This window comes from Cupriavidus sp. TMH.W2, assembly GCF_050847365.1.
Classification (GTDB): domain Bacteria; phylum Pseudomonadota; class Gammaproteobacteria; order Burkholderiales; family Burkholderiaceae; genus Cupriavidus.
In genome coordinates this window covers 583,370-607,416 of record NZ_CP193792.1, presented here as the reverse complement: position 1 = coordinate 607,416, position 24,047 = coordinate 583,370, and the positions used below count along the sequence as shown (strand labels likewise).

Below are 24,047 nucleotides of genomic sequence, written 5' to 3'. Positions count from 1 at the left end.
GTTGGCATTTTTGGCGCGCAGCAGCAAACTGCTGGGCACCGCGTTACAGGAGCAGACCTAGCTCGTAGCGGGGCGCCCAATTGCTTACGATCAAATTAGCTCGATGCGCAGTTGATACCGCGGCCGCCCGTGGTTGCCGTGGAGCTGCAACCCGTGCCGGTCAGTGCCCAAGCCACAACACCATTAGCCAGCGTCGGAGTAATAGTCAGAGCCATTTTTGCCGAAGGCGAGGCGTTATCCATGCCCGTGGTCGTCAGCGTTATAACGCCGTTGGTTGCCGAAACGGCGTCGACGTACGCGATCGTCGCGCCGGCGTTGTTGGCAGCGATTGTCGCCGGAATGTTGTTCGTGCCCGTGTTACAGCCAGTCAGCGTGCCCGTGGTCTGAGCACACATTGCGATCGTCGTCTTGAATGAATCAATGCCGGCGAGTGCGCCCGATACCTTGGAACGCTGGGTGTAGTCAGAATATTGCGGAATGGCGATTGCGGCCAAAATACCAATGATCGCCACCACGATCATCAGTTCGATCAGCGTAAAGCCCTTCTGGACACGGCGGCCCAGCTTCTTAAGTTGTACCCGTTGCATGATTTGACCCCTCGAAGAGATTTTGGTTAAGCGTCCCACGTCTTCCGTTTCGTGACGCGGGGGCAATTGAGCAGTAAGCGTGCCAGCGGCATTCCCCGTCCATAGGGCGCAATAAGCGACAAATTTCGTCACCCGTCAGGGGGATACTCGCCGGTTGCGCCAAAAATTGTCACCCTGACCCGCCATCGCCGACCAGACCGACAAAATGTGCGATCACTCACATGAGTTAGTTCGGTTGGAAGTTGTCCATCAAAAACGAGGGCGGCTCGTAGTGAGCCGCCCTCGTTTGTCATTCCCGCGCAGGCGGGAATGACAGGCTGGAAGCGTCCAGGCCCTTTAAGCCGTCTGTGCGGCGCGCCGGCTCAGCAGCTTGCCCATGATCACCACCAGGATCGCCCCGGCGGCGCCGAATACCAGGTGGGCGTGCGGCACATGGACTTCGAACCAGGCGGCGTCGACCGGGTCGCTGACCAGCATTTCGCCAGCCAGGTAGCCCAGCAGCGCGGCGCCCAGCACGATGATGACCGGGAAGCGTTCCATCACCTTGAGCAGGATGGTGCTGCCGAACACGATCAGCGGGATCGACAGGCCCAGGCCCAGGATCAGCAGCATCAGCTGGCTGCCTTCCGGGCCCTTCTGGGCGGCGGCGGCCACGGCGACCACGTTGTCCAGCGACATCACCAGGTCGGCGATCAGGATGGTGCGGATGGCGGCCCAGATATTGTCCTTGGCGTCATGGCCGTCCTCGTCGTCTTCGCCGGTCAGCAGCTGCACGCCGATATAGACCAGCAGCAAGGCACCGATGATCTTCAGGTACGGCAGGCTCAGCAGCTTGACCGCGGCCACGGTCAGCACCACGCGCATGACGATGGCGGCGGCGCTGCCCCAGAAGATGGCCTTCTTCTGCTGGGCGGGCGGCAGGTTGCGCGAGGCAAGCGCGATCACCACGGCGTTGTCGCCGGACAGGACGATGTTGGTCAGGATGATCGATCCCAACGCAATCCAGAAAGTGGTGGAAGACAGCAGTTCCACGGGGAGGCTCCTCGAGTTCTATCTATTGGCCCGGCCCGCCATATGATGGCGATTCGGATGTCTGAAAACACAGACATGAATATTTATCGTACGAACCTTTCGATTCGGTTTCAAACCCCGGCGAGACCACTTGGGAGATACCCTAGGAACCGTCCCGCCAGAATGACATTGCCCCCGCACGGGGCGGGGGCAATCAGATGCTTGTCATTCCCGCGCAGGCGGGAATCCAGCGTTGTTAAAAGTCACTGGGTTCCCGCCTGCGCGGGAACGACAGGCTATCAGCAAATTACAGCATTGCCTTCAGCAGGCGGGCCATTTCAGACGGGTTCTTGGTCACCTTGATGCCGCAGGCTTCCATGATTTCCAGCTTGGCCTGGGCGGTGTCGGCACCGCCCGAGATCAGCGCGCCGGCGTGGCCCATGCGCTTGCCCGGAGGCGCGGTCACGCCAGCGATGAAGCCAACCACCGGCTTCTTCATGTTGTCCTTGATCCAGTAAGCCGCGTTGGCTTCGTCCGGACCGCCGATCTCACCGATCATGACCACGGCGTCCGTTTCCGGATCGTCGTTGAACATCTTCATGACGTCGATGTGCTTCAGGCCGTTGATGGGGTCGCCACCAATGCCCACGGCCGACGACTGGCCCAGGCCCAGCGCGGTCAGCTGGCCCACGGCTTCATACGTCAGCGTGCCCGAGCGCGACACCACGCCGATGCGGCCCTTGCGGTGGATGTGGCCCGGCATGATGCCGATCTTGATTTCGTCCGGCGTGATCAGGCCCGGGCAGTTCGGTCCCAGCAGCAGGGTCTTCTTGTTCTCGCGGCGCATGCGGTCCTTGACTTCCATCATGTCGCGCACGGGGATGCCTTCGGTGATGCAGACCACCAGGTCCAGGTCGGCGTCAACGGCTTCCCAGATCGCGGCAGCGGCGCCTGCGGGCGGCACGTAGATGACCGACACGGTGGCGCCGGTCTGGGCCTTGGCGTCCTTGACGCTGGCGTAGATGGGAATGCCTTCGAAGTCTTCGCCGGCCTTCTTCGGGTTCACGCCTGCGACGAAGCAGTTCTTGCCGTTGGCGTAGTCGCGGCAGCCACGGGTGTGGAACTGGCCGGTCTTGCCGGTGATGCCCTGGGTGATGACCTTGGTGTCTTTGTTGATCAGAATGCTCATTTGCGTTTCCTTTCCGTTTTCCGTGCCTGTCGTTCCCGCGAAGGCGGGAACCCAGTGTCTTTAAACGGCTATCGTCGGATAGAGATCGTTCCAGTAAGGGTTCATTCCTTCAATCAGCCGGACCTTCCAACTTCGGTTCCACTTCTTGATCTGCTTCTCTCGCGTGATGGCCGCATCTGCGGACTCATGGGTTTCGAACCAGACCAGTCGATGGACACCGTGTTTCTGCGAAAAGCCTTTAACAAAATCGTTCTTGTGTTCCCACACGCGCCTTATGAGGTCGGACGTGACGCCAAGGTAAAGGGTCCCATTCCGATCACTCGCCAGCAGGTAGACATAGAACGTCTTGCGCACTGACTAAAGTCGCTGGGTTCCCGCCTTCGCGGGAACGACAAGCAAAACCCAGCGGTATCCTTACTTGCCAGCGGCAGCGGCCACCACCTTCTGGGCGGCTTCTTCCATCGTGTCGGCCGAGATGATGGGCAGGCCCGAGTCGGCCAGCATCTGCTTGCCGAGGTCCTCGTTGGTGCCCTTCATGCGCACGACCAGCGGCACCGTCAGGTGCACGGCCTTGGAAGCGGAGATCACGCCTTCGGCGATCACGTCGCAGCGCATGATGCCGCCGAAGATGTTGACCAGGATGGCCTCCACGTTCGGGTTGCTCAGCATCAGCTTGAAGGCTTCGGTCACCTTCTCGGTGGTGGCACCGCCGCCCACGTCGAGGAAGTTGGCCGGCTCGCCGCCGAACAGCTTGATGGTGTCCATGGTGGCCATGGCCAGGCCGGCGCCGTTCACCAGGCAGCCGATGTTGCCGTCCAGCGAGATGTAGGCCAGGTCGAACTTCGAAGCTTCGATTTCGTTGGCGTCTTCTTCGTCCAGGTCGCGGTAGGCGACGATTTCCGGATGACGGAACAGGGCGTTGGAGTCGAAGTTGAACTTGGCGTCCAGGGCGATGACCTTGCCGTCGCCGGTCAGGATCAGCGGGTTGATTTCGGCCAGCGATGCGTCGGTTTCGTAGAACGCCTTGTACAGGCCTTGCAGGGCCTGGCGGGCTTGCGCCACGCTTGCGTCGGGCACGCCGATCTTGCGGGCGATGTCGTCGGCTTCCGCGTCGGTCAGGCCGACCGACGGTTCGATGATCAGGGTGTGGATCTTTTCCGGGCTGTGGGCAGCGACTTCCTCGATGTCCATGCCGCCTTCGCTCGAGGCCATCAGCGCGACCTTCTGCGAGACGCGGTCCACCACCAGCGAAACGTACAGTTCCTTCTTGATGTCGGCGCCTTCTTCGATCAGCAGGCGGTTGACCTTCTTGCCTTCCGGACCGGTCTGGTGCGTGACCAGCTGCATGCCCAGGATGTTCGAAGCGTAGGTCTTGACGTCGTCGATGCTCTTGGCAACCTTCACGCCGCCGCCCTTGCCGCGGCCACCCGCATGAATCTGGGCCTTGACGACCCACACCGGGCCGCCGAGCGTTTCTGCGGCCTTCAGGGCCTCGTCAACCGAGAACGCGGGAATGCCGCGCGGAACCGGCACATTGTATTTGCGCAGGATTTCCTTGCCTTGATACTCATGGATATTCATGCGTGTTTCCTTTCGGGTAGGCGTAAAAGGTAGAAGGGAAGAATCTGAAAGAAGACGAACTCTCTCGTCGGGCTGGCCAATCCTGAGAATCAGCCGGAGGTGCCGGTCGGCCGCTCGGCCGGGACAGCGTCGTTGCCATCGTTTGCGTCACCACCGCGGTCGCCATTGGCCGCGGCTGGCGCCTGAGGCGCCGTTGCGACGGCAGGCGCGGCCTCGGCCCTTGCCTTGGGCTTCGGCTGGTGACCATACCAGCGCGGGTAAAACTGACGGACCACCTCGCCATCGAAACGCAGGGCATGGCAGCCGTTCAACTGATAGGGCGGTTCCGGATTCGGATCGTCCTCGCCGTTGCCGCGGATATCGATGACTTCACCGGCAAAGGCCTGGATCGCGGTGCTGGGCAACACGCCCGCGGCCTCGGTCAGGTGCGAGCAGCCGTGCATGCCGCCCAGGCGCTCGCGCACGGCCTTGCGGAAACCCTTGAGCAGGTTCAGCCCGATCAGCTTGCGGTAGGCCGGGCCGATCGTGTCGCAATGGGACGGATACGGCACCCAGTCCGAGCAGGCCTCGGCATCCAGCACCGTCATGGCCTCGTTGATCGTGATGCGCAGCCACAAGTCGTGCAGAGGCTGGCCCACCGGCCGGACGCGGTCGCCGGCCAGTTCGATGTCGCGAGGCTTGGTGTCGGTCAGGCGCACCTCGATATCCCACAAGCCGTCCTCTCTCTGGTACGCCTCGGCCGTAATGGCGCGACGGTGACGCTGGGAGCGGTTGACGGGCTGGGACAGAGGCATGGCCAGGCTGGAAATACGGGGGCTGGGGAACGGCGGCGCCGGAGCGCCGAATAACCCGGGGAGTTTAACATGCCGCGCCGCGTTGGCCGGGAACATCCTTGCGCGGCAACTGTCGCGTCGGGATTGTCGGCCGACCATGGCGCCCCGCCATGGCACGGCGCCTTGCCGCAATGCGCCAGCGGACACCGGCTCAACGGTGGCAACAAAATCGTCGCAAGTTCAGGCCGGAGATAATGCAACGCAGTGAATACACCCTGATGCCATTGCAGGTACTCCGGCCGGGAAATGCCGCAAGCACCACGCACTGGCGCTCAACCCTCGTCGCCGTAGTCTTCGTCCGCACCCTGGATGATCTTGCTGACGACCGCACGCGAAAATCCGCGCGCCACCATGAAGCGGATCTGCTTTGCCCTGGCCTCGGGCGTGTCCGGCGGGGTGCCGAAGCGCTTGCGCCAGACCTCGCGCGCGCGCTCGACTTCGGTGGCGCGCAGCCGCTCCTGCAGTTCACCCAGCTCTTCGCTGCCCAGCTTGTGGGTCTTGGCTTCCTGCATCACGCGCGCGGTGCCGTAACGGGCGCCGCGGCGATGCACCAGGCTATCGGCAAAGCGCTGGTTCGACAGCCAGTTCTCGCGCTCCAGCGCGTCCAGCAGCTGCTCCAGTTGCTCGGCCGATTCGGCATGCGGCGCCAGCTTGCGCGCCAGCTCGGCGCGGCTGTGCTCGCGGCGCGACAGGTAGCCGACGGCGCGGGCCTTCAGCGAAAGCGGGGGACGGGTTGACATGGATGGATTGGTAAATTCCACTGTCATTCCCGCGCAGGCGGGAAGGACAGGCAAAAAACTAAAAGGCCGGGGCATCGGCGATGCCCCGGCCTTCCGGATGGCGCAGTGGCCGCCGGCGCGGTCAGTCTTCGACCGCTACCGCCGTGGCCGTGGCTGCGGCCGTGGGGTTCATCGCCACCACACCCAGCGCCGCGCGCACCTTGTTTTCAATCTCGTCGGCAATATCGGGGTTCTCGCGCAGGTATTCGCGCGCGTTGTCCTTGCCCTGGCCGATCTTGTCGCCGTTGTAGCTGTACCACGCACCCGACTTCTCGACGATCTTGGCGTCCACGCCCAGGTCGATGATCTCGCCCTGGCGCGAAATGCCCTGGCCGTACAGGATGTCGAAGAAGGCCTCGCGGAACGGCGGCGATACCTTGTTCTTGACCACCTTGACCTTGGTCTCGTTGCCGATCACGTCGTCGCCCTTCTTGATCGAGCCAATGCGGCGGATATCCAGGCGCACCGAGGCGTAGAACTTCAGCGCGTTGCCGCCGGTGGTGGTTTCCGGCGAGCCGAACATCACGCCGATCTTCATGCGGATCTGGTTGATGAAGATCACCAGGCAGTTGGTACGCTTGATGGTGCCGGTCAGCTTGCGCAGCGCCTGGCTCATCAGGCGGGCCTGCAGGCCCGGCAGCGAATCGCCCATTTCGCCTTCGATTTCGGCCTTGGGCACCAGCGCCGCCACCGAGTCGATCACGATCAGGTCGATCGAGCCCGAGCGCACCAGCGCGTCGGTGATTTCCAGTGCCTGCTCGCCGGTGTCCGGCTGCGAGATCAGCAGGTCGCCGACGTTCACGCCCAGCTTGGAAGCGTAGCTGACGTCCAGCGCGTGCTCGGCGTCGATAAAGGCGCAGGTGCCGCCCAGCTTCTGCATTTCGGCCACGACCTGCAGCGTCAGCGTGGTCTTGCCCGACGATTCCGGACCGTAGATCTCGACCACGCGGCCGCGCGGCAGGCCACCGACGCCAAGTGCGATATCCAGGCCGAGCGAACCGGTGGAAACCACCTGGATGTCCTTCTCGACCTCGCCGTCGCCCAGGCGCATGATCGAGCCCTTGCCGAACTGCTTCTCGATCTGGGAGAGCGCGGCGGCAAGCGCCTTTTGCTTCTCGGCGCTCACGCCGGCACCTGCCTTCTTGTCGTCCATGGTCGTCCTTGAGTCAATGGTGTATAAATAGGCCGCATGTGGCGCGGCACCGGCATTTGCCGGCATCAGCGCCGGCCCGGCTGTCTGCGCGGCCGCACTCCAGGGGGTCTCCCCGGGCGGCCCCAGCGGAACGTGCGGGTACTGTATAAAAAAACAGTATGCTTGGCAAGCCCCATCGCGCCGCCTGCGCCCGTTGCGCATCCGGTGCCGGCTATGCCGGCCAGGGTGGAGACAACCATGCGCATTCTGATCGCCGAAGATGACGACGTACTGGCCGACGGCCTGACGCGCTCGTTACGTCACTCCGGCTACGCCGTCGACTACGTCGCCAACGGCCTGGAAGCCGATTCTGCATTATCGACCCAGACCTTCGACCTGCTGATCCTGGATCTGGGCCTGCCGCGCATGTCCGGGCTGGAAGTGCTCAAGCGCCTGCGCGCGCGCGGCGCCATGCTGCCGGTGCTGATCCTGACCGCCGCCGACAGCGTCGACGAGCGCGTCAAGGGCCTGGACCTGGGCGCCGATGACTATATGGCCAAGCCCTTTGCCCTGTCCGAACTGGAAGCGCGCGTGCGCGCGCTGGTGCGGCGCGGCGCCGGCGGCGGCGCCACGCTGATGCGGCACGGGCCGCTGGCCTACGACCAGGTCGGGCGCATCGCGTATCTCAACGACCAGATGCTGGAGCTGTCCGCGCGCGAGATCGGCCTGCTGGAGATCCTGCTGACGCGCTGCGGCCGCCTGGTGTCGAAAGAGCAGCTGGTGGACCACCTGTGCGAATGGGGCGAGGAAGTCAGCAACAACGCCATCGAGGTCTATGTGCACCGGCTGCGCAAGAAGATCGAGGTGGGCGGCATCCGCATCGCCACCGTACGCGGGCTCGGCTACTGCCTGGAGAAATTCCAGCCGGCGGTGGCCACGCCACATTGATCCACCGACCGACGCCACCGCAGGCCACGCGACTGACCTGAGCGCAATTTCGCCGAGATGAGCCTGCTGCGACTGCCCTGGCGGCGCGTGCCGCGCGCCGCGCCACCGCCCTCCTCCACCGCCCCCGGCACGAACGCGGCGGACGCCACCGACCACGACCTGGCCGACGCCCTGCCGCACCTGGAGGAAAGCTCCGCCCATCCGGCGCCGCGCTCCCTGTTCGGCGAGATCCTCGACTGGATGCTGGCACCGCTGCTGCTGCTGTGGCCGATGAGCATCGCGGTGACTTACCTGGTGGCCAAGTCGATCGCCAATGGCCCCTTCGACCGTGCGCTGGAAGCCAGCGCCATCGTGCTGTCGCAGCAGGTGCGCGAGGTCAACGGCCGCGTCACGCTGCAGCTGCCGCTGTCGGCGCGCGAGATCCTGCGCGCGGACGAGACCGACAACATCTACTACCAGGTGGTCGGCAAGCGCGGCGAGTACATCGCCGGCGACCACGACCTGCCGCTGCCCTCCGAGGACGACCAGGGCCATGCCGGCCTGGTGTCGCTGCGCGATGACCGCGTGTCCGGCAACGACGTGCGCGTGGCCTATACCTATATCGACCTGAAGCAGGTCAGCGGCACCCAGCCGGTGCTGGTGCAGGTGGCCGAGACCCTGGACAAGCGCGCGCGGCTGGCCAACGAGATCATCAAGGGCGTGATCCTGCCGCAGTTCGTGATCCTGCCGCTGGCGGTGGTGCTGGTGTGGTTCGGGCTGTCGCGCGGGCTGGCGCCGCTGACCGCGATCCAGCAGCGCATCCGCGCGCGCAACCCCGGCGATACCAGCCCGATCGACGAAGGCGCCGCGCCGCAGGAAATCACGCCCCTGGTGGGTTCATTCAACGACCTGCTGGCACGGCTGGACCAGTCGGTGCAGACGCAGAAGCGCTTTATCGCCGATGCCGCACACCAGATGAAGACGCCGCTGGCGGGCCTGCGCATGCAGGCCGAGCTGGCGCAGCGCGAGCAGTCGCCGGAGGAACTGCGACGCTCGCTGGCGCAGATCGCCGGCAGCTCGGAACGCACCGCGCACCTGGTCACGCAGCTGCTGTCGCTGGCACGCATGGAGAACCTGGCGGGCACCGGCGGCATGGCCGCGCTGGACCTTGCGGCGCTCGCGCGCGAGGTGGTCAAGGACTGGCTGCCGCAGGCCTGGGCGCGCGACATCGACCTGGGGCTGGATGCCGACGATCATCCGGTAATGATCCAGGGCAACCGCCTGATGCTGACCGAGATGCTGAACAACCTGCTCGACAACGCCATCCGCTACACCCCGCGCGGCGGGCATGCCACGGTGCGCGTCAGCGCCGACGCCTTCGAGCCGTTCGCCTACCTGGATGTGGAAGACACCGGTCCGGGCATTGCGCCGGCCGAACGCGACCGCGTGATGGAGCGCTTCTACCGCGTGCTCGGCACCAATACCGAAGGCAGCGGCCTGGGCCTGGCCATCGTGCGCGAGATCGTGCAGCAGCACGGCGGCGAGGTCAGCATCACCGATCATGTCTACCAGCAGGAACCGCGCCTGGCTGGCGCGCATTTCCGGATCACACTGCGGCGCCCGGACATCGGGCCTTCCTGATGCACAAGCACCCGCAAATTCCGCCTGCCGAGCGGCAGGCCTGGCACCGCAACCTGCGCTGGATCGGCATGCTGCTCGTCATCTGGTTCGTGGTGACGTTTGTCGCCAGCTGGTATGCGCGCGAACTCCGGTTTGATTTCTTCGGCTGGCCATTTTCGTTCTGGGTCGGCGCGCAGGGCGCGCTGATCGTCTACGTGCTGATGGCCGCGCTCTACGCCTGGCTCATGAACCGGGCCGACGAGGACGCCGACGAACACCCGGTCGCCCCCGCCCCTCCTTCGCAGGGCGCCTCGCGCGGCGCACACTCGGATGCTGCATAGCGGCATCGCCGGTGCCCTGCAAATGCCAGTCTGTCGCGGCGGCAACCCACCGCAATGCAGCATGAAAATGCCCGTCGGCGGCTAGCGTATACCCCGACGCAATCAGCACTTCTGCGCGCGAATCTGTCAGAACGCAGTAAGTTTCGCGACCCACAATCCTTGCAACTTCGGCAGCACGGCCGCGGCGTGCCGTTGCGCACGCAACGGCCGGCGGCCCGCCGGAGATCCATTCGACCGACGGAGGGGACAAGATGGCTAACGCGCAGAACGTTGCGGTGCCCGGTGGGGGCGCCCAAAACGCACCGATGACGCATGAAGAGAGGAAGGTGATTCTGGCCTCCTCGCTGGGCACGGTGTTCGAGTGGTATGACTTCTACCTGTACGGCTCGCTGGCAGCCGTGATCGCCAAGCAGTTCTTTGCCGGCCTGGATCCGACCTCGGCCTTCATCTTCGCGCTGCTCGCCTTCGCGGCAGGCTTCATCGTGCGTCCGTTCGGCGCACTGGTGTTCGGGCGCCTGGGTGACATGATCGGCCGCAAGTACACCTTCCTGATCACGATCCTGATCATGGGTATGTCGACGTTCATCGTCGGCCTGCTCCCCGGCTTCAACACCATCGGCTGGGCGGCTCCGGTGATCCTGATCGCCCTGCGCATGCTGCAAGGCCTGGCGCTCGGCGGCGAGTACGGCGGTGCCGCCACCTATGTGGCCGAGCATGCTCCGCATGGCAAGCGCGGTGCCTACACCGCGTGGATCCAGACCACCGCCACGCTGGGCCTGTTCCTGTCGCTGATCGTGATCCTGCTGTGCCGTGAACTGACCGGCCCGAACTTCGATGTCTGGGGCTGGCGGATTCCGTTCCTGGTCTCGATCCTGCTGCTGGCCATGTCGGTGTACATCCGCCTGTCGATGAGCGAATCGCCGGCATTCCAGCGCATGAAGGCCGAGGGCAAGACGTCCAAGGCGCCGCTGACCGAGTCGTTCGCCCAATGGCGCAACCTGAAGATCGTGATCCTGGCGCTGGTGGGCCTGACCGCCGGCCAGGCCGTGGTCTGGTACACCGGCCAGTTCTACTCGCTGTTCTTCCTGACCCAGGTGCTCAAGGTCGACGCCAAGTCGGCCAACCTGCTGATCGCCGGCGCCCTGGTGGTCGGCACGCCGTTCTTCATCTTCTTCGGCTCGCTGTCGGACAAGATCGGCCGCAAGTGGATCATCATGCTGGGCTGCGCGCTGGCCGTGCTGACCTATTTCCCGCTGTTCAAGGCCCTGACGCACTACGCCAACCCGGCGCTGGAGCGTGCCCAGCAGACCGCCCAGATCGTTGTCACCGCCGACCCGAAGCAGTGCTCGTTCCAGGGCAGCCCGATCGCCCGCGAGGTGGACTTCCGCAGCTCCTGCGACATCGCCAAGCGGACCCTGGCCCAGGCTTCCGCCAGCTATGAAGTCGTGAACGCTCCGGCTGGCACCACCGCTACGGTGAAGATCGGCGACAAGGAAATCACCTCGCTGAACGGCACGCTGGTTCCTGCCGGCCACAGCTTCGACGACGCCAGCAAGAAGCAGATCGCCGCCTTCAAGAAGGAAGTGGGCGATTCGATGGCGGCTGCCGGCTATCCGACCAAGGCTGATCCGGCGCAGATGAATACCATCATGGTGCTGGTCATCCTGACGATCCTGGTGATCTACGTCACCATGGTCTACGGCCCGATCGCCGCCATGCTGGTGGAACTGTTCCCGACCCGCATCCGCTACACCTCGATGTCGCTGCCCTACCATATCGGCAACGGCTGGTTCGGCGGCCTGCTGCCCACCATCTCGTTCGCGCTGGTGGCCCAGAACGGCAACATCTACTACGGCCTCTGGTACCCGATCATCATCGCTGCCATCACCTTCGTGGTGGGCGCGCTGTTCGTCCGCGAGACCAAGGACGTGAACATCTACGCCAACGACTGACCGGTCGCGCGGCACTGAATGAAACGGCAGGCCATCCGCCTGCCGTTTTTTTTGCACGAAGCCTTCGTGCAAAATCTTCACGGGAAGGTGTTGACAGCCTCGAAACCCTAGGTATAATCTCAGTCTTCGTTGGCGAATTAGCTCAGTCGGTTAGAGCGACGGAATCATAATCCGCAGGTCCGGGGTTCGAGTCCCTGATTCGCCACCATCTATTTGAAAAGCCGCGATCCCGAAAGGGGTCGCGGCTTTTTGCTTTGGCGAATTGCCAGGACGGAAAAGCAAGCCGCCCATTTTGGGCGGCTACGCTCAACGCTTACCAGTAACGCACGCGCCCGGTATCGATGTGCACGAACTGGTCGGACTCGTAGAAGCCGACACCCCCGCCCTGCAACGACTTGGCCGCGTCTCGCACATCCGCCAGCGGCACGCCTGCCAGGCGGATGTCGATGGCCTTGCCGTCCATATGCAGGCTGTGCCTGGCCACGCCGCCGCCGCGCGTGTTGCGCAGGCGCATGTTGGTGGCCGGGCTGCGGTAGCCGGAGATGACCTGGAACGGCTGGTCGGTGCCAAGCTCGCGGCGGACCTGGAACAGCAGGTCGAACAGCTGCGGGTCGATCGTGCCGACCTGGCCGGAGTAATGGTCGCGCAGGAAGCCATTGAGCGTGGTCAGCGCTTCGGGAACGAAGCGGTCGCCCACGGCGTAGACCAAGGACACGTGCTCGCCGGTATGGGTGTGGTCGAAAGCCAGCGCGCGGGCATCTGGCAGGCCTGCCAGGCCCTGGTTCGCAGGCAGGCTGGCCAGCGCCTGGCGCGGCGCCAGCGGCATCAGGCCGGCGGCGAGGGCCAGGGTTCCGGTGGTATGAAGAAAGCGGCGGCGTGCCTTGCGCGTCGCATCAGTCATTAGAACTTCCTCTGAATGTGCGGGTGGCGCCTCAATGGATGCTGTCAGAGGCGCTTGCGATAGCTGGTTGCCGGGGCCTTCCGCTGCGTTGCTGCAGTGCCTTGTCCAGCAATTTGTCCTGATCGTAAATATCAGGCAAGAAGGATACACGACCGTCGGCGCGCGCAATGACCGTGCCGTAGGCCAGCACCACCGGCAAGGGCTGCTGCAGGCGTACCGTGTTGGACTTGCCTCGCGTCATCGCTTCGCGGATCCGGATTTCGTTCCAGTCCGGCATATCCTGCAACACGAACTGCGCCAACGCTACCGGGGCTTCCACGCGGATGCAGCCGTGGCTGAAGTCGCGCCGGTCGCGCTTGAACAGTTGCGGCGAAGGCGTGTGGTGCAGGTAGATGTTCTCGTTGTTGGGGAACACAAACTTGATATCGCCCAGCGCGTTCTGCGGTCCCGGCCGCTGGCGGATGCGCATGCGGCCGTTCAGCACCGCGTCCAGATTCTCGTCGGACAACGTGGTCACCGCCTTGCCGTCGCCGGTCACGAACTCCAGGCCCTGCTGGTTGAAATAAGCCGGGTCGCGGCGCAGGCGCGGCACGGTCTCGCGGCGGGCGATCGACGGCGGGATGTTCCAGTAAGGGCTGAATTCGATGTACCGCATGTTCTCCTCGAACAACGGCGTGCGCGTGTCCAGTGCCTTGCCGACGATCACCTTCATCTCCAGCTTGATGCCGAGCTTGCCGTCGCGGATCTCGTAGGCGCGCAGCATGAACTCCGGCACATTGACCACGATCATGCGCGGGCCGTCCAGCGGGGTCCAGCGCAGGCGCTCCATGGTCAGTTCGATCTGCCGCACGCGGCTGGCGATGGGCAGGTTGAGCTGTGCCAGCGTGCCCGCGCCGATCACGCCGTCGGCCTCAAGGCCGTGGCGCGACTGGAACGCCTTGACGCCGTCGACCAGCGCGCCTTCATAGCGTGCCGGGGGCTGGGTGCCCGCAGGCAGGTCGCCCAGTGCAACCAGGCGCTCGGTCAGCGCGGCGGCACCCGCCCATGCCCGGCCCGGCGTCAGCTTGCTTGCCGGCAATGGCGGCAGCGGCTCTTGCCAGACCGGCTGCTTTGCGATCTCGCGATGGCGGGCCAGGGCCTCGCGCAGCGTGCCGTAGAGCGGGAACGTGGGCGCTGCCTGGCGAATGGCATCGGGCAAGCGGTGCTGGGCGACGGCGTCGCGCAGCACGGTGGCGGCATCGAAGGAACGCGACGCCTGCGGGCCGAAGTTGGCATGGACCGTGCGCGGATTGATGCGTCCGCCGTGCAGGTCCGCCAGCATCCGCTCCATGGCGGCGCTCAGCGCGGCGTCCAGGCGCGCGGCGGCGTCGGGCGGCAGCGCCGGCCCGCTGGCTGCCTGGGTCACGGTCTGGCGCAAGGCGTCGGCGTCGTAGTCGCGCGGATCGAGGCCGTCGGCAGCGACCGCGGCCAGCGCATCGACCGCCTGACGGGCTTCCGTCACTGGGCGGCCCTGTTCAAACCACATCGGTTCGTTGGCGAACGCCGGCATGGCAAGCCACGCGGCGCAGGCAATCGCGGCAGCGCCGAGGCGGCGCACAGTGGCATTCAGGGACTGGGGCATCGGACGGATAGCTCGGATTCGTCACACATGCCCACAGTCTAACCGCGATGCTGGCGCGGCGCGGCAAGCCCTTCACGCGGCGCTCACCACACCAGCTGATGCCGGCGCGCATAGTCCACCATCTCAACCAGCGAGCCGACATTGAGCTTGGCCATGATATTGGTCTTGTGCGTGCTGACGGTCTTGCTGCTGATCAGCAACTGCGCCGCGATCGACTTGTTGGAATGGCCGCGCGCCAGGTATTGCAGGATGGTGATCTCGCGGTTGCTCAGCCGCGGCAGGCCGATTTCATGCTGCTCGCCGAGCTGGCGCACGGTCTCCAGCGTCTGCATGGGAAACACCAGGTAGCCGCTCAGCACACCGCGCACGGCCTGCATCACTTCGGCCAGGCCGCGCTGCTTGACCACGAAGCCGTGCGCGCCGGCGCGCAGCGCACGCACCGGCGCCTGCGTGGCGTCGGTGCCGGACAGCACCAGCAGCGGCACGGTGGGCAGCATCGCCGAAACCCGGCGGACAAAGTCGATGCCGGGGTTGCCAAAGCGTTCGACATCCACCAGCACCAGGCCGGGCCGGTGCTCGCGGGCCAGGCGGAACCCTTCCCTCACGCCTTCAGTTTCCAGCACCTCGCCCGTGTCCAGCTCGGCGGCAAGTTCGGCGCATAACATGGCGCGGAACTTCGAGGGTTCGTCGACGATCAGCACATGCTGCAATTCGAGGCTCCTTAACAACTGGCGATGGACTGGCTGTGCCAAGATTAAGGGGCCGGCGGGATCTTGAAGCGCCGAATTCTCACTGCGCAGACGCAGCAAATTCTGCACGAGGGTCAGGCTTTTCCTTCGATGACGCGGTCCGCGTCAGGCGCCAGCGGCGTCGAGCACTTCATTCAGCTTGCGGCTGGCATCCAGTGCCGCGGGGAAGCCGCAATAGACCGCGCTGTGCACCATCAGCTCGCGCAGCTCTTGCAGAAACGAGGCGCCGCGGCCCGGGTCACTCCGTGCCGGCGGGCAGGAAGCGCGGCGCCGGCGCCGAGCGCGGCACCTCGCGCTCGCCCTGCTGGTGCAGGCGATAGGTGCCGCGCGCCTGGTTATGCGGATGGCGCGCGGCCTCGTCCAGGGTCAGAACGCGCGCGAAGCACACGTCGGTGCCGCCCAGCACCGACTCCCAGTGCGTGCTCGGCCTGGCGGCGATGCAGGCGGCAATGCGCGCCTTCACTGCCGGCCACTGGGCGCGGTCGTACTGTGCGGCCGGGTCGATGTCGGTCAGTTCGAGCCGCTCGAGCAGTTCCCGGTAGAACTGCGGCTCGAGCGCGCCCAGCGTGATGGCGCGGCCGTCGGCGCAGCGGAACACGTCATAGAACGGCGAATCATGGAACGGGCTGGGCTGCGGGCCGCCCAGCGTGCCGGCGGCGCGCGACACCTGCACCAGCGAGCCGAGCATGGCGACGACATCGGTGATGGCGGCGTCCACCACGCAACCCTCGCCGCTGGCGCGCGCGCTCAGGATGGCGCTGGTGATGCCGAAGGCCAGGCCGAGCGCGCCGGTGGCGTCGCCCATCACGGTCGGCGGCACCATCGGCAGGGCATCATCGCGCGCGGCCATCGACAAGAGGCCGGTCAGCGCGATGTAGTTGAGGTCGTGGCCGGCGCTCTGCGACAGCGGGCCGGTCTGGCCCCAGCCCGTCATGCGGCCGTAGACCAGGCGCGGATTGCGCGCGTGGCACGCCTTGGGGCCCAGGCCAAGGCGCTCCATCGCGCCCGGGCGCAGCCCTTCGATCAGCGCGTCGGCGCCTGCCACCAGGTCCAGCGCGGCGGCCACGTCCTCTGGCGCCTTCAGGTTCAGCTGCACTACGCGCTTGCCGTGCTCAAGTTCCATGTCGGGCGGCACGCCCTGGCCGCGCAGGATGCGGCGGGCATCGGGCGCGACCGGGCGGGTGACCAGCGTGACCTCGGCACCCAGGCCGGCCAGCATGGCACCGCACAAGGGGCCGGGGCCGATGCCTTCGAATTCCACTACCTTGATGCCGCGCAGGGGCAGCAGGTTGCCACGCTCACTCATGATCGTCGTCTCCGGAATTGCCGCTCGCCCGCGCCATGGCCGGGAGGCGGCTTGCATTGTGGTATGGGATAGTCGTGCCCGCCATGGGGCCCGGAAGCATGCTACGCGCGGCCGTGTTGACGGGGCAATGGCCAAATGCTTCAGGCGGATTGACGGAATCCGTCAACCGGGCGGCTATCGCACTGCGACATCGGGTAAATCTGATCCGACTTGATTTAAATCGGGTCCCGGCAGGACACTGGATGGCATGATGGTTCCAGATGGCGTTGCCGCCTCATGGCCGCACCGCCTGCCGACAGCCCCCATCCAGGAGATTCCCCATGACCAATATTGTGCTCGCCACCGACGGCTCGGCCTTCAGCGACGCCGCAGCCCGCTTTATCGTCGAAGGCAAGCTGCTGCAGAGCGGCTTCACCGTGCACGTCGTGCATGTGGCGCCGGAAGTGAGCGGCCAGGTGCGCGCCTTCGTCAGCAAGGAAACCATCGACGACTGGCACAAGGAGGCCAGCGACAAGGCCATGGCGGGGGTATGCGACATCCTGTCCGCGGCCAGGGTGCCGTTCGAGCGGCACCCGCTGCATGGCTTCGCGCCGGAGCGCATCGTCGCCCATGCGCGCTCGGTCGACGCAGCGGCCATCGTGATGGGCACGCATGGCCGGGGCTCGTTCTTCGATGCGGTGATCGGTTCGGTGGCGGGCCGCGTGCTGGCGCAAGCCGAGTGCGCGGTGCTGCTGGTCAAGGCACCGGAAAAGAAGAGTTAAGCAGGCAGCAGACGGTGGGTGCCTGCATGGCGCCACCGCCCCGCAAGCCTCAGGCGCCCCACAGGGGCGCTTCGTCCATCAGCGCAACCTGTTCGCGCAGTTCCAGGATGCGGTCCTGCCAGTAGCGCGCCGTGCCGAACCACGGGAACGCGGCCGGAAAGGCCGGGTCGGCCCAGCGGCTGGCCAGCCAGGCGCTGTAGTGCAATAGCCGCAGCGTGCGCAGCGCTTCTACCAGCCACAGTTCGCGCGCGTGGAATTCGGCGAAATCTTCATAACCGGCAACGATGTCGGCCAACTGGTCCTGCATGGCCGCACGGTCCCCTTCCAGCAGCATCCAGATGTCCTGGATCGCCGGCGCCATGCGGCTGTCGTCGAAATCGACGAAATGCGGGCCGGGTGTGCCATGGGTGCCACCGCGCGCATCGTCCTCGCCGATCCACAGCACGTTGCCGCGATGGCAGTCGCCATGGGTGCGCAGCAGCCGCACCTCGCCGGCGCGCTCATAGCAGCGGCGCACGCCGTCCAGCGCCAGGTCCGTCACCGACTGCCAGGCGGGCAGCAGGTCGGCGGGAATGCAGCCGCTGGCAAGCAGCCAGGCGCGCGGGGCAATGCCGAAAGTGTCGAGATCCAGCGCCGGCCGCGCCTGGTAGGGCTGGGTTGCGCCCAGCGCGTGAATGCGGCCGATAAAGCGGCCGAGCCAGGTCAGCGTGTCGGAGCGGTCCAGCGCGGGCTCGCGGCCGCCGCAGTGGGGGAAGACCGCGAAACGGAAGCCCGCGTGATGCCACAGCGTGCCGGCCTCGCCCGGCGCCAGCGCCATGGCCGGCACGGCCGGGATCTCGGCGTCGGCCAGCTGCCGCACGAAGGCGTGTTCTTCCAGGATTGCCGCGTCGGTCCAGCGGCCCGGGCGGTAGAACTTGGCGATGACCGGCGCGGCATCGTCGATGCCCACCTGCCAGACGCGGTTCTCGTAGCTGTTGAGCGCCAGCAGGCGCCCGTCGGGACGCAGGCCGGCGCCTTCCAGCGCGTCCAGCATCAGCTCCGGCGTCAGGCCGGCATAAGGAACGCCGGAGTCGGCCGGGGCGTCGGACGCGTGCATGGTGTCGCCTGGCCCGCTCAGCGCGCCGGCTTGCGGTTGCCGCCGAGCAGCGCGGCCTGCGGCGCCGGGCGGCGATTGCGTGCCGGTGCCGGGGCGGCGTCTTGCGGCTGGCGCGCGGGCTGGGCCGCGGCCCGTTGCTGGCGCGCCGGCTCCTGGCCGTCGCGGCGCGGAGCGGGGTTGCGCGCGCCGCCGGCGGGTTGGCCGCCACGGTTGCCGTTGGCTGCGCCATTGCCGCGCTGGCCGCCTTCAGCAGCACGCGTGCGCGGCTGGCCGCCCTGCGCTTGCCGCGGCGTGCCCTGCGCCTCGCGCGCGGGACGCTGGCGCTGGCCGCCCTCGCCGTCATTGCCGGCCGGGCGTGCCTGGGCGCGTCCGCGGCCCTGGCCCTGGCCCTGACCCTGGCCACCGCCGCCGCGTTGCTGGCGGCCCTTCTGGATCGGCTCGGGCGCGATGCTCGGGTCCACTTCGAAGCCCGGCAGCACGGTCTGCTCGAGCTTGCGCTTGATCAGGCGTTCGATATCGCGCAGCAGCGCAATCTCGTCCACGCAGACCAGCGAGATGGCCTCGCCTTCTGCGCCGGCGCGGCCGGTGCGGCCGATGCGGTGCACATAGTCCTCGGGCACGTTGGGCAGGTCGAAGTTGACCACGTGCGGCAGCTGGTCGATGTCGATGCCGCGCGCGGCGATATCGGTCGCCACCAGCAGCCGCAGCGTGCCGGTCTTGAATTCGGACAGCGCGCGCGTGCGCGCCGACTGGCTCTTGTTGCCATGGATCGCCAGTGCCGACAGGCCGTCCTTGGTCAGCTGCTCGGCCAGGCGGTTGGCGCCATGCTTGGTGCGCGTGAACACCAGCACCTGGTGCCAGTCGTGCTGGCGCACCAGGTGGGCCAGCAGTTCGCGCTTGCGCTCGCGGTCCACCGGGTAGACACGCTGGTCCACGGTTTCTGCGGTGGTATTGCGCCGCGCCACCTCGATCGAGGCCGGGTTGTTCAGCAGGCGGTCGGCCAGCGCGCGGATATCGTCCGAGAACGTCGCCGAGAACAGCAGGTTCTGGCGCTTGGCCGGCAGCACGTTGAGGATCTTGCGGATATCGTGGATGAAGCCCATGTCGAGCATGCGGTCGGCCTCATCCAGCACCAGCAGCTCCACCTGCGACAGGTCGATGGTGCGCTGGGACACATGGTCCAGCAGGCGGCCGGGCGTGGCCACGACGATCTCGACGCCGCGCTTGAGCTGCTCGATCTGAGGATTGATGCCGACGCCGCCGAACATCACCATCGAACGCAGGCGCAGGTATTTGCCGTAGTTGCGCACGCTCTCTTCGACCTGGGCGGCCAGTTCGCGCGTGGGGGTCAGCACCAGCGCGCGCACGGCGACGCGGCCCGGACGCTGCGCGCCCTGGGCGGCGCGTGCCGCGGATTCGGACAGCAGCTGCAGCATCGGCAGCGTAAAGCCGGCGGTCTTGCCGGTGCCGGTCTGTGCGCCGGCTAGCAGGTCGCCCCCCTTGAGGACGGCGGGAATCGCCTGGGCCTGGATGGGGGTCGGCGTGGTGTAGCCCTGTTCGGCCACGGCACGCACAATCTTGTCGGACAAGCCGAGTTCAGAAAAAGACATGAATTGCTGCTTGGGCCATCGCTGCGCACGCGGTGCGCCAAACGCCGGATGGCTCCTGGTAATCGGAACGGAATCGGAACGCGAACGCCGGGAAGCCGGCCTGGCAGGGCACCGGCCCGCCCGCGAAGGAAAGAGCGGTAGTGTACCAGTCCGGGACAAGCGGGTTCTGCACAGGGATTCGGCCCCGCATGCGTGCCGGCGCACATCGGGTCCGAACAGGTGGCGCTGCGCTATCATGACGGCCTCTGCCCGCCCCATCTCAGTTCCCGCACATGTTCCGCATGTGCCCGGAAAGCCGCCATGCGCTTGCGTTTCCTCGAAGACCAGGAAGTCACCCTGTTCGCGGCCATCCCGGTCGGGATTGTCGCGGCCATCGCCACAACGCTGTTCAAGGAGGCGCTGGAAGGCGCGGGCGTGGTCCTGTTTTCCAGCCATGCCGACGTGGTGGCCGTGTTTGCCACGCTGGCGCTGGCATGGCGCGTGGTGGTGCCGGCCGTGGGCGGCGCGCTGGCGGGCGGCCTGCTGGTACTGGCCAATCGCCTGGCGGGCAGCCACGGCGGCGCCACCGACTACATGGAAGCGGTAGCCAACGGCAGCGGCCGCCTGCCGGTGCGGATCACGCTGCTGCGCGCGCTCTCGTCGTTCTTCTCGATCGTCAGCGGCAGCTCGGTCGGCAAGGAAGGCGCGATGATCCAGCTGGCGGCGCTGTGCGGATCGCTGTTCCCGTCGACCCGGCTGGAGCGCGGCGGCGGCTCGAACATGCGCCGCATGCTGACCGCCTGCGGGGCCGCGGCGGGCCTTGCCACCGTCTACCACACTCCATTTTCCGCCGCTGTTTTCGTCGCTGAAGTGGTGTTCGGGGCGCTCGCGGTGCAGCGCCTGATGCCGCTCTTCCTGGCTTCGGTGGCCGGCGCCATGGTCAGCCAGTGGCACGGCGGCCTGCAGCCGCTCTACCCCGGCCTGGATATCGCCCCCGACCTGCGCCCGCACATCCTGCTGGCCGCGGCCGCGCTGGGCGTGGCCGCCGGCATCGCGGGCGCGCTGTTCATGCGCGCGGCGGGCTTTGCGCGCAGCCGCTTTGCCGCCGTGCCGGGCGGGCCCGTGGCACGGCTGACGCTGGGCGGGGCGCTGGTCGGCGTGCTGGCAATGGCGGTGCCCGAGGTAGTCGGCAATGGCTATTCCACCATCCAGACCATCCTGCAGGAGCAGCCGCTGAGCGTGCCGGTGGCCGGCGTGCTGCTGGCCAAGCTGGCGGCCACGGTGATCAGCATGGGCTCGGGGGCGGTCGGCGGCGTGTTCACGCCATCGCTGTTCGTGGGCGCGGCGCTCGGCCAGTTGCTGGCGATCGGCATGCACGGAACGGCGGCCGGTGCGGCGCCGCTGTTGCCGCTGGTGGGCATGAGCGCGTTTCTGGCCGCCACCAGCCAGGCGCCGCTGATGTCGGTGCTGATGGTGTTCGAGATGACGCTGGCGCCCGCGCTGCTGCTGCCGTCGATGATCGGCGCGGTGGCGGCGTACTACACCGCATCGCGCTGCCAGACGCTGTCGCTGTACAGCGTGATCGCCGAGCGCGCGCAGGCCTCGGCCGCGGCCGAGCATGCCCGCACGCTGACGCTGGCCGGGCTGTGCGACCCGACCGATACGGTGCTCGACCCGACCGCCACGCTGGCGGCCGCCGCCGACAAGTTTGCCGAGACCGGCACGCGCTACCTCTATCTGGTGGAAGCGGACGGCCGCCTGCTGGGCGCGCTGTCGATCCATGCGCTGCAGCGCGCCCAGCGCGAGGGCGCGCCGGACGACGTGCTGGCGCTGGCCGAGCGCGACTTCCCGGCGCTGACCCCGGACTCGCGGCTGCGCGACGCGCTGGCGGTGTTTGCCGAGCACGGCATCAACCGCATCCCGCTGTTGCGCGACGGTGCCAGCCGTGAGCTGATGGGCACTGTGTCCAAGCAGCGTGTGCTGCAAGAGGCATCCTGCCTGTTCTGAGACCGGCTGCATCGCCGCACCAGCCGGGCAGCCCGCGAGCGGGTAAAATGCGGGGTTGCGCCGAATACGGGCGTTCAGAACGAAAGATCGTCGTTCCCGCGCTGGCCGGAACCCAGTGACTTTATCCCCGAAGGGGACGTGAAAGACGCTGGATTCCCGCCTGCGCGGGAATGACAGTCGTTTCCCTATTTGCCGGAGTCCTCCCCCATGCCAGCAGGTCATGATGCGCGCCGCGAGGCGCCGGAGTCTGTCCAACCCAGGCGCGCGCGCAAGCTGTTGCCAACGCTGGCCTGCGGCGCTGCCTTGCTGCTGGGCGCGGCAAGCGCGCTGGCGCAGCCGGTGCGCGTGATCCCGGACGATGCCCAGGCCGCCAGGCTGGTCGTTGCCGCGCCGTCGGCCGGTGCGCCGCAGACAGCCACGCTCGATGGCAAGACTGTCGGCGTGGCGCCCGGCCTGCGCCTGTTCGGCACCGACAACCAGCTGCTGGCCAGCGCCGCGGTGGCGGGCCAGAAGCTGCCGGTGCGGTACAAGCTGGACCTGTACGGCCAGTTGCTGACCGCCTGGGTGCTGAGCGAGCCGGAACAGAAGGCGCTGAAAAAATAATCGTGACCCCGGAAGTGCGACCGGCGTGCCCCACGCGCCGGCCGTGTTGTTGCAACACCCTGATGCCCCCAGGTCAACCACTGAGATCGGCATATGAAGAAAGTTTTCGTCAAGACGTACGGCTGCCAGATGAACGAGTACGACTCGGACAAGATGGTCGACGTCCTCAACGCCAGCCAGGGGCTGGAACCCACTGACCGCGTCGAAGACGCCGACGTGATCCTGTTCAACACCTGCTCGGTGCGCGAAAAGGCGCAGGAGAAGGTGTTCTCGGAACTGGGCCGGATGAAGGCGCTCAAGGCCGTCAAACCCGACCTGGTGATCGGCGTGGGCGGCTGCGTGGCCAGCCAGGAAGGCGCCAGCATCGTCGCGCGCGCGCCGTATGTCGACGTGGTGTTCGGCCCGCAGACGCTGCACCGCCTGCCCGACCTGATCGCGCGCCGCCAGCGCACCGGCCAGTCGCAGGTGGATATCTCCTTCCCCGAGATCGAGAAATTCGACCACCTGCCGCCGGCGCGCGTGGAAGGCCCGAGCGCCTTTGTCTCGATCATGGAAGGCTGTTCCAAGTACTGCAGCTACTGCGTGGTGCCCTACACCCGCGGCGAGGAAGTGTCGCGCCCGTTCGAGGACGTGCTGGCCGAGGTCGCCGGCCTGGCCGATCAGGGCGTGCGTGAAGTCACGCTGCTGGGCCAGAACGTCAACGCCTATCGCGGCAAGATGGGCGACACCACCGAGATCGCCGACTTCGCGCTGCTGATCGAATACGTGGCCGAGATCCCCGGCATCGAGCGCATCCGCTACACCACCAGCCACCCGAAGGAATTCACCTCGCGCCTGGTCGAGCTGTACGGCCGCTGCGACAAGCTGGTCAACCACCTGCACCTGCCGGTGCAGCATGCGTCCGACCGCATCCTGATGGCGATGAAGCGCGGCTACAGCGTGCTGGAGTACAAGAGCATCATCCGCAAGCTGCGCGTGCTGCGCCCGGACATGTCGATGTCGTCGGACTTTATCGTCGGCTTCCCCGGCGAGACCGATGCCGACTTCGACAAGCTGATGGCGATGATCGAGGAGATCGGCTACGACACCTCGTTCTCGTTCATCTTCAGCCCGCGCCCGGGCACGCCCGCGGCCAGCCTGCACGACGACACCCCGCACGAGGTCAAGCTGCGCCGGCTGCAGCGCCTGCAGGCCACCATCGAGGAAAACGTGCAGCGCATCAGCCGGAACATGGTCGGCACGGTCCAGCGCATCCTGGTGGAAGGCCCGGCGCGCAAGGATCCGACCGAGCTGCACGGCCGCACCGAGAACAACCGCGTGGTCAACTTTGCGCTGCCCGGTGTGCCCCAGGCGGGCCGCGACCGGCTGGTGGGCCAGCTGGTCGATGTCAGCATCACGCAGGCGTTCCCGCACTCGCTGCGCGGCGAGATCGTGGTGCGCCAGTAATCCCAGCGAGGCCATC

At 66.6% G+C, this 24,047-nt stretch carries 22 protein-coding genes and 1 tRNA gene; 9 read left to right on the top strand and 14 right to left on the bottom strand.

Annotation, left to right across the window (positions count from 1 at the left end):
* Window positions 1-95: 95 nt before the first annotated feature.
* The 8 genes from ACREYQ_RS02855 to recA all read right to left on the bottom strand — a co-directional run bounded on the left by ACREYQ_RS02855 (window position 96) and on the right by recA (window position 7,133).
* Window positions 96-587, bottom strand: a complete 492-nt coding sequence (locus ACREYQ_RS02855) for a pilin (protein ID WP_432259289.1) — start codon at window positions 585-587, stop codon at window positions 96-98.
* A gap of 336 nt (window positions 588-923) precedes the next feature.
* Window positions 924-1,619, bottom strand: a complete 696-nt coding sequence (locus ACREYQ_RS02850; protein WP_432259288.1) for a TerC family protein — start codon at window positions 1,617-1,619, stop codon at window positions 924-926.
* A gap of 286 nt (window positions 1,620-1,905) precedes the next feature.
* Window positions 1,906-2,787, bottom strand: a complete 882-nt coding sequence (gene sucD / locus ACREYQ_RS02845; RefSeq protein ID WP_432259287.1) for a succinate--CoA ligase subunit alpha — start codon at window positions 2,785-2,787, stop codon at window positions 1,906-1,908.
* Between the two features lie 60 nt (window positions 2,788-2,847).
* Window positions 2,848-3,141: a GIY-YIG nuclease family protein gene (locus ACREYQ_RS02840; RefSeq protein WP_432259286.1), complete on the bottom strand. Its 294-nt coding sequence runs from the start codon at window positions 3,139-3,141 to the stop codon at window positions 2,848-2,850.
* Between the two features lie 60 nt (window positions 3,142-3,201).
* Window positions 3,202-4,368, bottom strand: coding sequence for an ADP-forming succinate--CoA ligase subunit beta (gene sucC, locus ACREYQ_RS02835; RefSeq protein WP_432259285.1), 1,167 nt, complete (start codon window positions 4,366-4,368; stop codon window positions 3,202-3,204).
* Between the two features lie 89 nt (window positions 4,369-4,457).
* On the bottom strand, window positions 4,458-5,162 hold the full coding sequence (locus ACREYQ_RS02830) for a DUF2889 domain-containing protein (protein ID WP_432259284.1): 705 nt from the start codon (window positions 5,160-5,162) through the stop codon (window positions 4,458-4,460).
* A 311-nt stretch (window positions 5,163-5,473) separates the two neighbouring features.
* On the bottom strand, window positions 5,474-5,941 hold the full coding sequence (recX, locus tag ACREYQ_RS02825) for a recombination regulator RecX (protein ID WP_432259283.1): 468 nt from the start codon (window positions 5,939-5,941) through the stop codon (window positions 5,474-5,476).
* A 121-nt stretch (window positions 5,942-6,062) separates the two neighbouring features.
* Window positions 6,063-7,133, bottom strand: coding sequence for a recombinase RecA (gene recA, locus ACREYQ_RS02820; protein ID WP_432259282.1), 1,071 nt, complete (start codon window positions 7,131-7,133; stop codon window positions 6,063-6,065).
* Window positions 7,134-7,370: 237 nt separating this feature from the next.
* Between recA and ACREYQ_RS02815 the strand changes: the two genes are divergently transcribed.
* The 5 genes from ACREYQ_RS02815 to ACREYQ_RS02795 all read left to right on the top strand — a co-directional run bounded on the left by ACREYQ_RS02815 (window position 7,371) and on the right by ACREYQ_RS02795 (window position 12,160).
* Window positions 7,371-8,060: a response regulator gene (locus tag ACREYQ_RS02815; RefSeq protein ID WP_432259281.1), complete on the top strand. Its 690-nt coding sequence runs from the start codon at window positions 7,371-7,373 to the stop codon at window positions 8,058-8,060.
* A 57-nt stretch (window positions 8,061-8,117) separates the two neighbouring features.
* The gene (locus ACREYQ_RS02810) at window positions 8,118-9,680 is read left to right on the top strand and encodes a sensor histidine kinase N-terminal domain-containing protein (RefSeq protein WP_432259280.1); all 1,563 of its coding nucleotides are present in this window, start codon (window positions 8,118-8,120) and stop codon (window positions 9,678-9,680) included.
* The gene (locus ACREYQ_RS02805; RefSeq protein ID WP_432259279.1) at window positions 9,680-10,000 is read left to right on the top strand and encodes a DUF4212 domain-containing protein; all 321 of its coding nucleotides are present in this window, start codon (window positions 9,680-9,682) and stop codon (window positions 9,998-10,000) included. The genes ACREYQ_RS02810 and ACREYQ_RS02805 overlap by 1 nt, the downstream gene beginning before the upstream one ends.
* Before the next feature lie 251 nt (window positions 10,001-10,251).
* On the top strand, window positions 10,252-11,952 hold the full coding sequence (locus tag ACREYQ_RS02800; protein ID WP_432259278.1) for an MFS transporter: 1,701 nt from the start codon (window positions 10,252-10,254) through the stop codon (window positions 11,950-11,952).
* 131 nt (window positions 11,953-12,083) lie between these two features.
* A tRNA-Met gene (locus ACREYQ_RS02795) sits at window positions 12,084-12,160 on the top strand.
* A 105-nt stretch (window positions 12,161-12,265) separates the two neighbouring features.
* On the opposite strand, the gene ACREYQ_RS02790 is transcribed toward ACREYQ_RS02795, so the two are convergent.
* The 4 genes from ACREYQ_RS02790 to ACREYQ_RS02775 all read right to left on the bottom strand — a co-directional run bounded on the left by ACREYQ_RS02790 (window position 12,266) and on the right by ACREYQ_RS02775 (window position 16,529).
* A complete protein-coding gene (locus tag ACREYQ_RS02790) occupies window positions 12,266-12,853 on the bottom strand; it encodes a YcbK family protein (protein ID WP_432259277.1) in 588 nt (195 codons plus the stop codon).
* Window positions 12,854-12,884: 31 nt separating this feature from the next.
* The gene (locus ACREYQ_RS02785; protein WP_432259276.1) at window positions 12,885-14,474 is read right to left on the bottom strand and encodes a L,D-transpeptidase family protein; all 1,590 of its coding nucleotides are present in this window, start codon (window positions 14,472-14,474) and stop codon (window positions 12,885-12,887) included.
* An 83-nt stretch (window positions 14,475-14,557) separates the two neighbouring features.
* Window positions 14,558-15,175 carry a LuxR C-terminal-related transcriptional regulator gene (locus ACREYQ_RS02780; RefSeq protein WP_432260349.1) on the bottom strand — a complete coding sequence of 206 codons (618 nt, stop codon included), beginning with the start codon at window positions 15,173-15,175 and terminating at the stop codon, window positions 14,558-14,560.
* 286 nt (window positions 15,176-15,461) lie between these two features.
* Entirely contained in the window at window positions 15,462-16,529 is a 1,068-nt protein-coding gene (locus ACREYQ_RS02775) for a CaiB/BaiF CoA transferase family protein (protein WP_432259275.1), read from the bottom strand.
* Window positions 16,530-16,849: 320 nt separating this feature from the next.
* Here ACREYQ_RS02775 and ACREYQ_RS02770 point away from each other — a divergent pair, with 320 nt between their 5' ends.
* The gene (locus ACREYQ_RS02770) at window positions 16,850-17,290 is read left to right on the top strand and encodes a universal stress protein (RefSeq protein ID WP_432259274.1); all 441 of its coding nucleotides are present in this window, start codon (window positions 16,850-16,852) and stop codon (window positions 17,288-17,290) included.
* A gap of 49 nt (window positions 17,291-17,339) precedes the next feature.
* Here ACREYQ_RS02770 and ACREYQ_RS02765 read toward each other — a convergent pair whose 3' ends face one another.
* Entirely contained in the window at window positions 17,340-18,386 is a 1,047-nt protein-coding gene (locus tag ACREYQ_RS02765) for a serine/threonine protein kinase (protein ID WP_432259273.1), read from the bottom strand.
* A 17-nt stretch (window positions 18,387-18,403) separates the two neighbouring features.
* Complete coding sequence (locus tag ACREYQ_RS02760; protein WP_432259272.1) at window positions 18,404-19,996, bottom strand: DEAD/DEAH box helicase; 1,593 nt, start codon at window positions 19,994-19,996, stop codon at window positions 18,404-18,406.
* A gap of 300 nt (window positions 19,997-20,296) precedes the next feature.
* Here ACREYQ_RS02760 and ACREYQ_RS02755 point away from each other — a divergent pair, with 300 nt between their 5' ends.
* The 3 genes from ACREYQ_RS02755 (at window position 20,297) to miaB (ending at window position 24,031) form a co-directional block, all read left to right on the top strand.
* A complete protein-coding gene (locus ACREYQ_RS02755; RefSeq protein WP_432259271.1) occupies window positions 20,297-21,982 on the top strand; it encodes a ClcB-like voltage-gated chloride channel protein in 1,686 nt (561 codons plus the stop codon).
* A gap of 207 nt (window positions 21,983-22,189) precedes the next feature.
* Window positions 22,190-22,585, top strand: coding sequence for a hypothetical protein (locus tag ACREYQ_RS02750; RefSeq protein ID WP_432259270.1), 396 nt, complete (start codon window positions 22,190-22,192; stop codon window positions 22,583-22,585).
* A gap of 93 nt (window positions 22,586-22,678) precedes the next feature.
* Window positions 22,679-24,031: a tRNA (N6-isopentenyl adenosine(37)-C2)-methylthiotransferase MiaB gene (gene miaB / locus ACREYQ_RS02745; RefSeq protein ID WP_432259269.1), complete on the top strand. Its 1,353-nt coding sequence runs from the start codon at window positions 22,679-22,681 to the stop codon at window positions 24,029-24,031.
* Window positions 24,032-24,047: the final 16 nt, after the last annotated feature.

Excerpts from the sequence above, each read along its gene's own strand:
- ACREYQ_RS02855 (WP_432259289.1), bottom strand. The coding sequence starts at position 587 with ATGCAACGGGTACAACTTAAGAAGCTGGGCCGCCGTGTCCAGAAGGGC.
- sucD (WP_432259287.1), bottom strand. The coding sequence starts at position 2,787 with ATGAGCATTCTGATCAACAAAGACACCAAGGTCATCACCCAGGGCATC.
- sucC (WP_432259285.1), bottom strand. The coding sequence starts at position 4,368 with ATGAATATCCATGAGTATCAAGGCAAGGAAATCCTGCGCAAATACAAT.
- ACREYQ_RS02830 (WP_432259284.1), bottom strand. The coding sequence starts at position 5,162 with ATGCCTCTGTCCCAGCCCGTCAACCGCTCCCAGCGTCACCGTCGCGCC.
- recX (WP_432259283.1), bottom strand. The coding sequence starts at position 5,941 with ATGTCAACCCGTCCCCCGCTTTCGCTGAAGGCCCGCGCCGTCGGCTAC.
- recA (WP_432259282.1), bottom strand. The coding sequence starts at position 7,133 with ATGGACGACAAGAAGGCAGGTGCCGGCGTGAGCGCCGAGAAGCAAAAG.
- ACREYQ_RS02815 (WP_432259281.1), top strand. The coding sequence starts at position 7,371 with ATGCGCATTCTGATCGCCGAAGATGACGACGTACTGGCCGACGGCCTG.
- ACREYQ_RS02810 (WP_432259280.1), top strand. The coding sequence starts at position 8,118 with ATGAGCCTGCTGCGACTGCCCTGGCGGCGCGTGCCGCGCGCCGCGCCA.
- ACREYQ_RS02805 (WP_432259279.1), top strand. The coding sequence starts at position 9,680 with ATGCACAAGCACCCGCAAATTCCGCCTGCCGAGCGGCAGGCCTGGCAC.
- ACREYQ_RS02800 (WP_432259278.1), top strand. The coding sequence starts at position 10,252 with ATGGCTAACGCGCAGAACGTTGCGGTGCCCGGTGGGGGCGCCCAAAAC.
- ACREYQ_RS02790 (WP_432259277.1), bottom strand. The coding sequence starts at position 12,853 with ATGACTGATGCGACGCGCAAGGCACGCCGCCGCTTTCTTCATACCACC.
- ACREYQ_RS02785 (WP_432259276.1), bottom strand. The coding sequence starts at position 14,474 with ATGCCCCAGTCCCTGAATGCCACTGTGCGCCGCCTCGGCGCTGCCGCG.
- ACREYQ_RS02775 (WP_432259275.1), bottom strand. The coding sequence starts at position 16,529 with ATGAGTGAGCGTGGCAACCTGCTGCCCCTGCGCGGCATCAAGGTAGTG.
- ACREYQ_RS02770 (WP_432259274.1), top strand. The coding sequence starts at position 16,850 with ATGACCAATATTGTGCTCGCCACCGACGGCTCGGCCTTCAGCGACGCC.
- ACREYQ_RS02765 (WP_432259273.1), bottom strand. The coding sequence starts at position 18,386 with ATGCACGCGTCCGACGCCCCGGCCGACTCCGGCGTTCCTTATGCCGGC.
- ACREYQ_RS02760 (WP_432259272.1), bottom strand. The coding sequence starts at position 19,996 with ATGTCTTTTTCTGAACTCGGCTTGTCCGACAAGATTGTGCGTGCCGTG.
- ACREYQ_RS02755 (WP_432259271.1), top strand. The coding sequence starts at position 20,297 with ATGCGCTTGCGTTTCCTCGAAGACCAGGAAGTCACCCTGTTCGCGGCC.
- ACREYQ_RS02750 (WP_432259270.1), top strand. The coding sequence starts at position 22,190 with ATGCCAGCAGGTCATGATGCGCGCCGCGAGGCGCCGGAGTCTGTCCAA.
- miaB (WP_432259269.1), top strand. The coding sequence starts at position 22,679 with ATGAAGAAAGTTTTCGTCAAGACGTACGGCTGCCAGATGAACGAGTAC.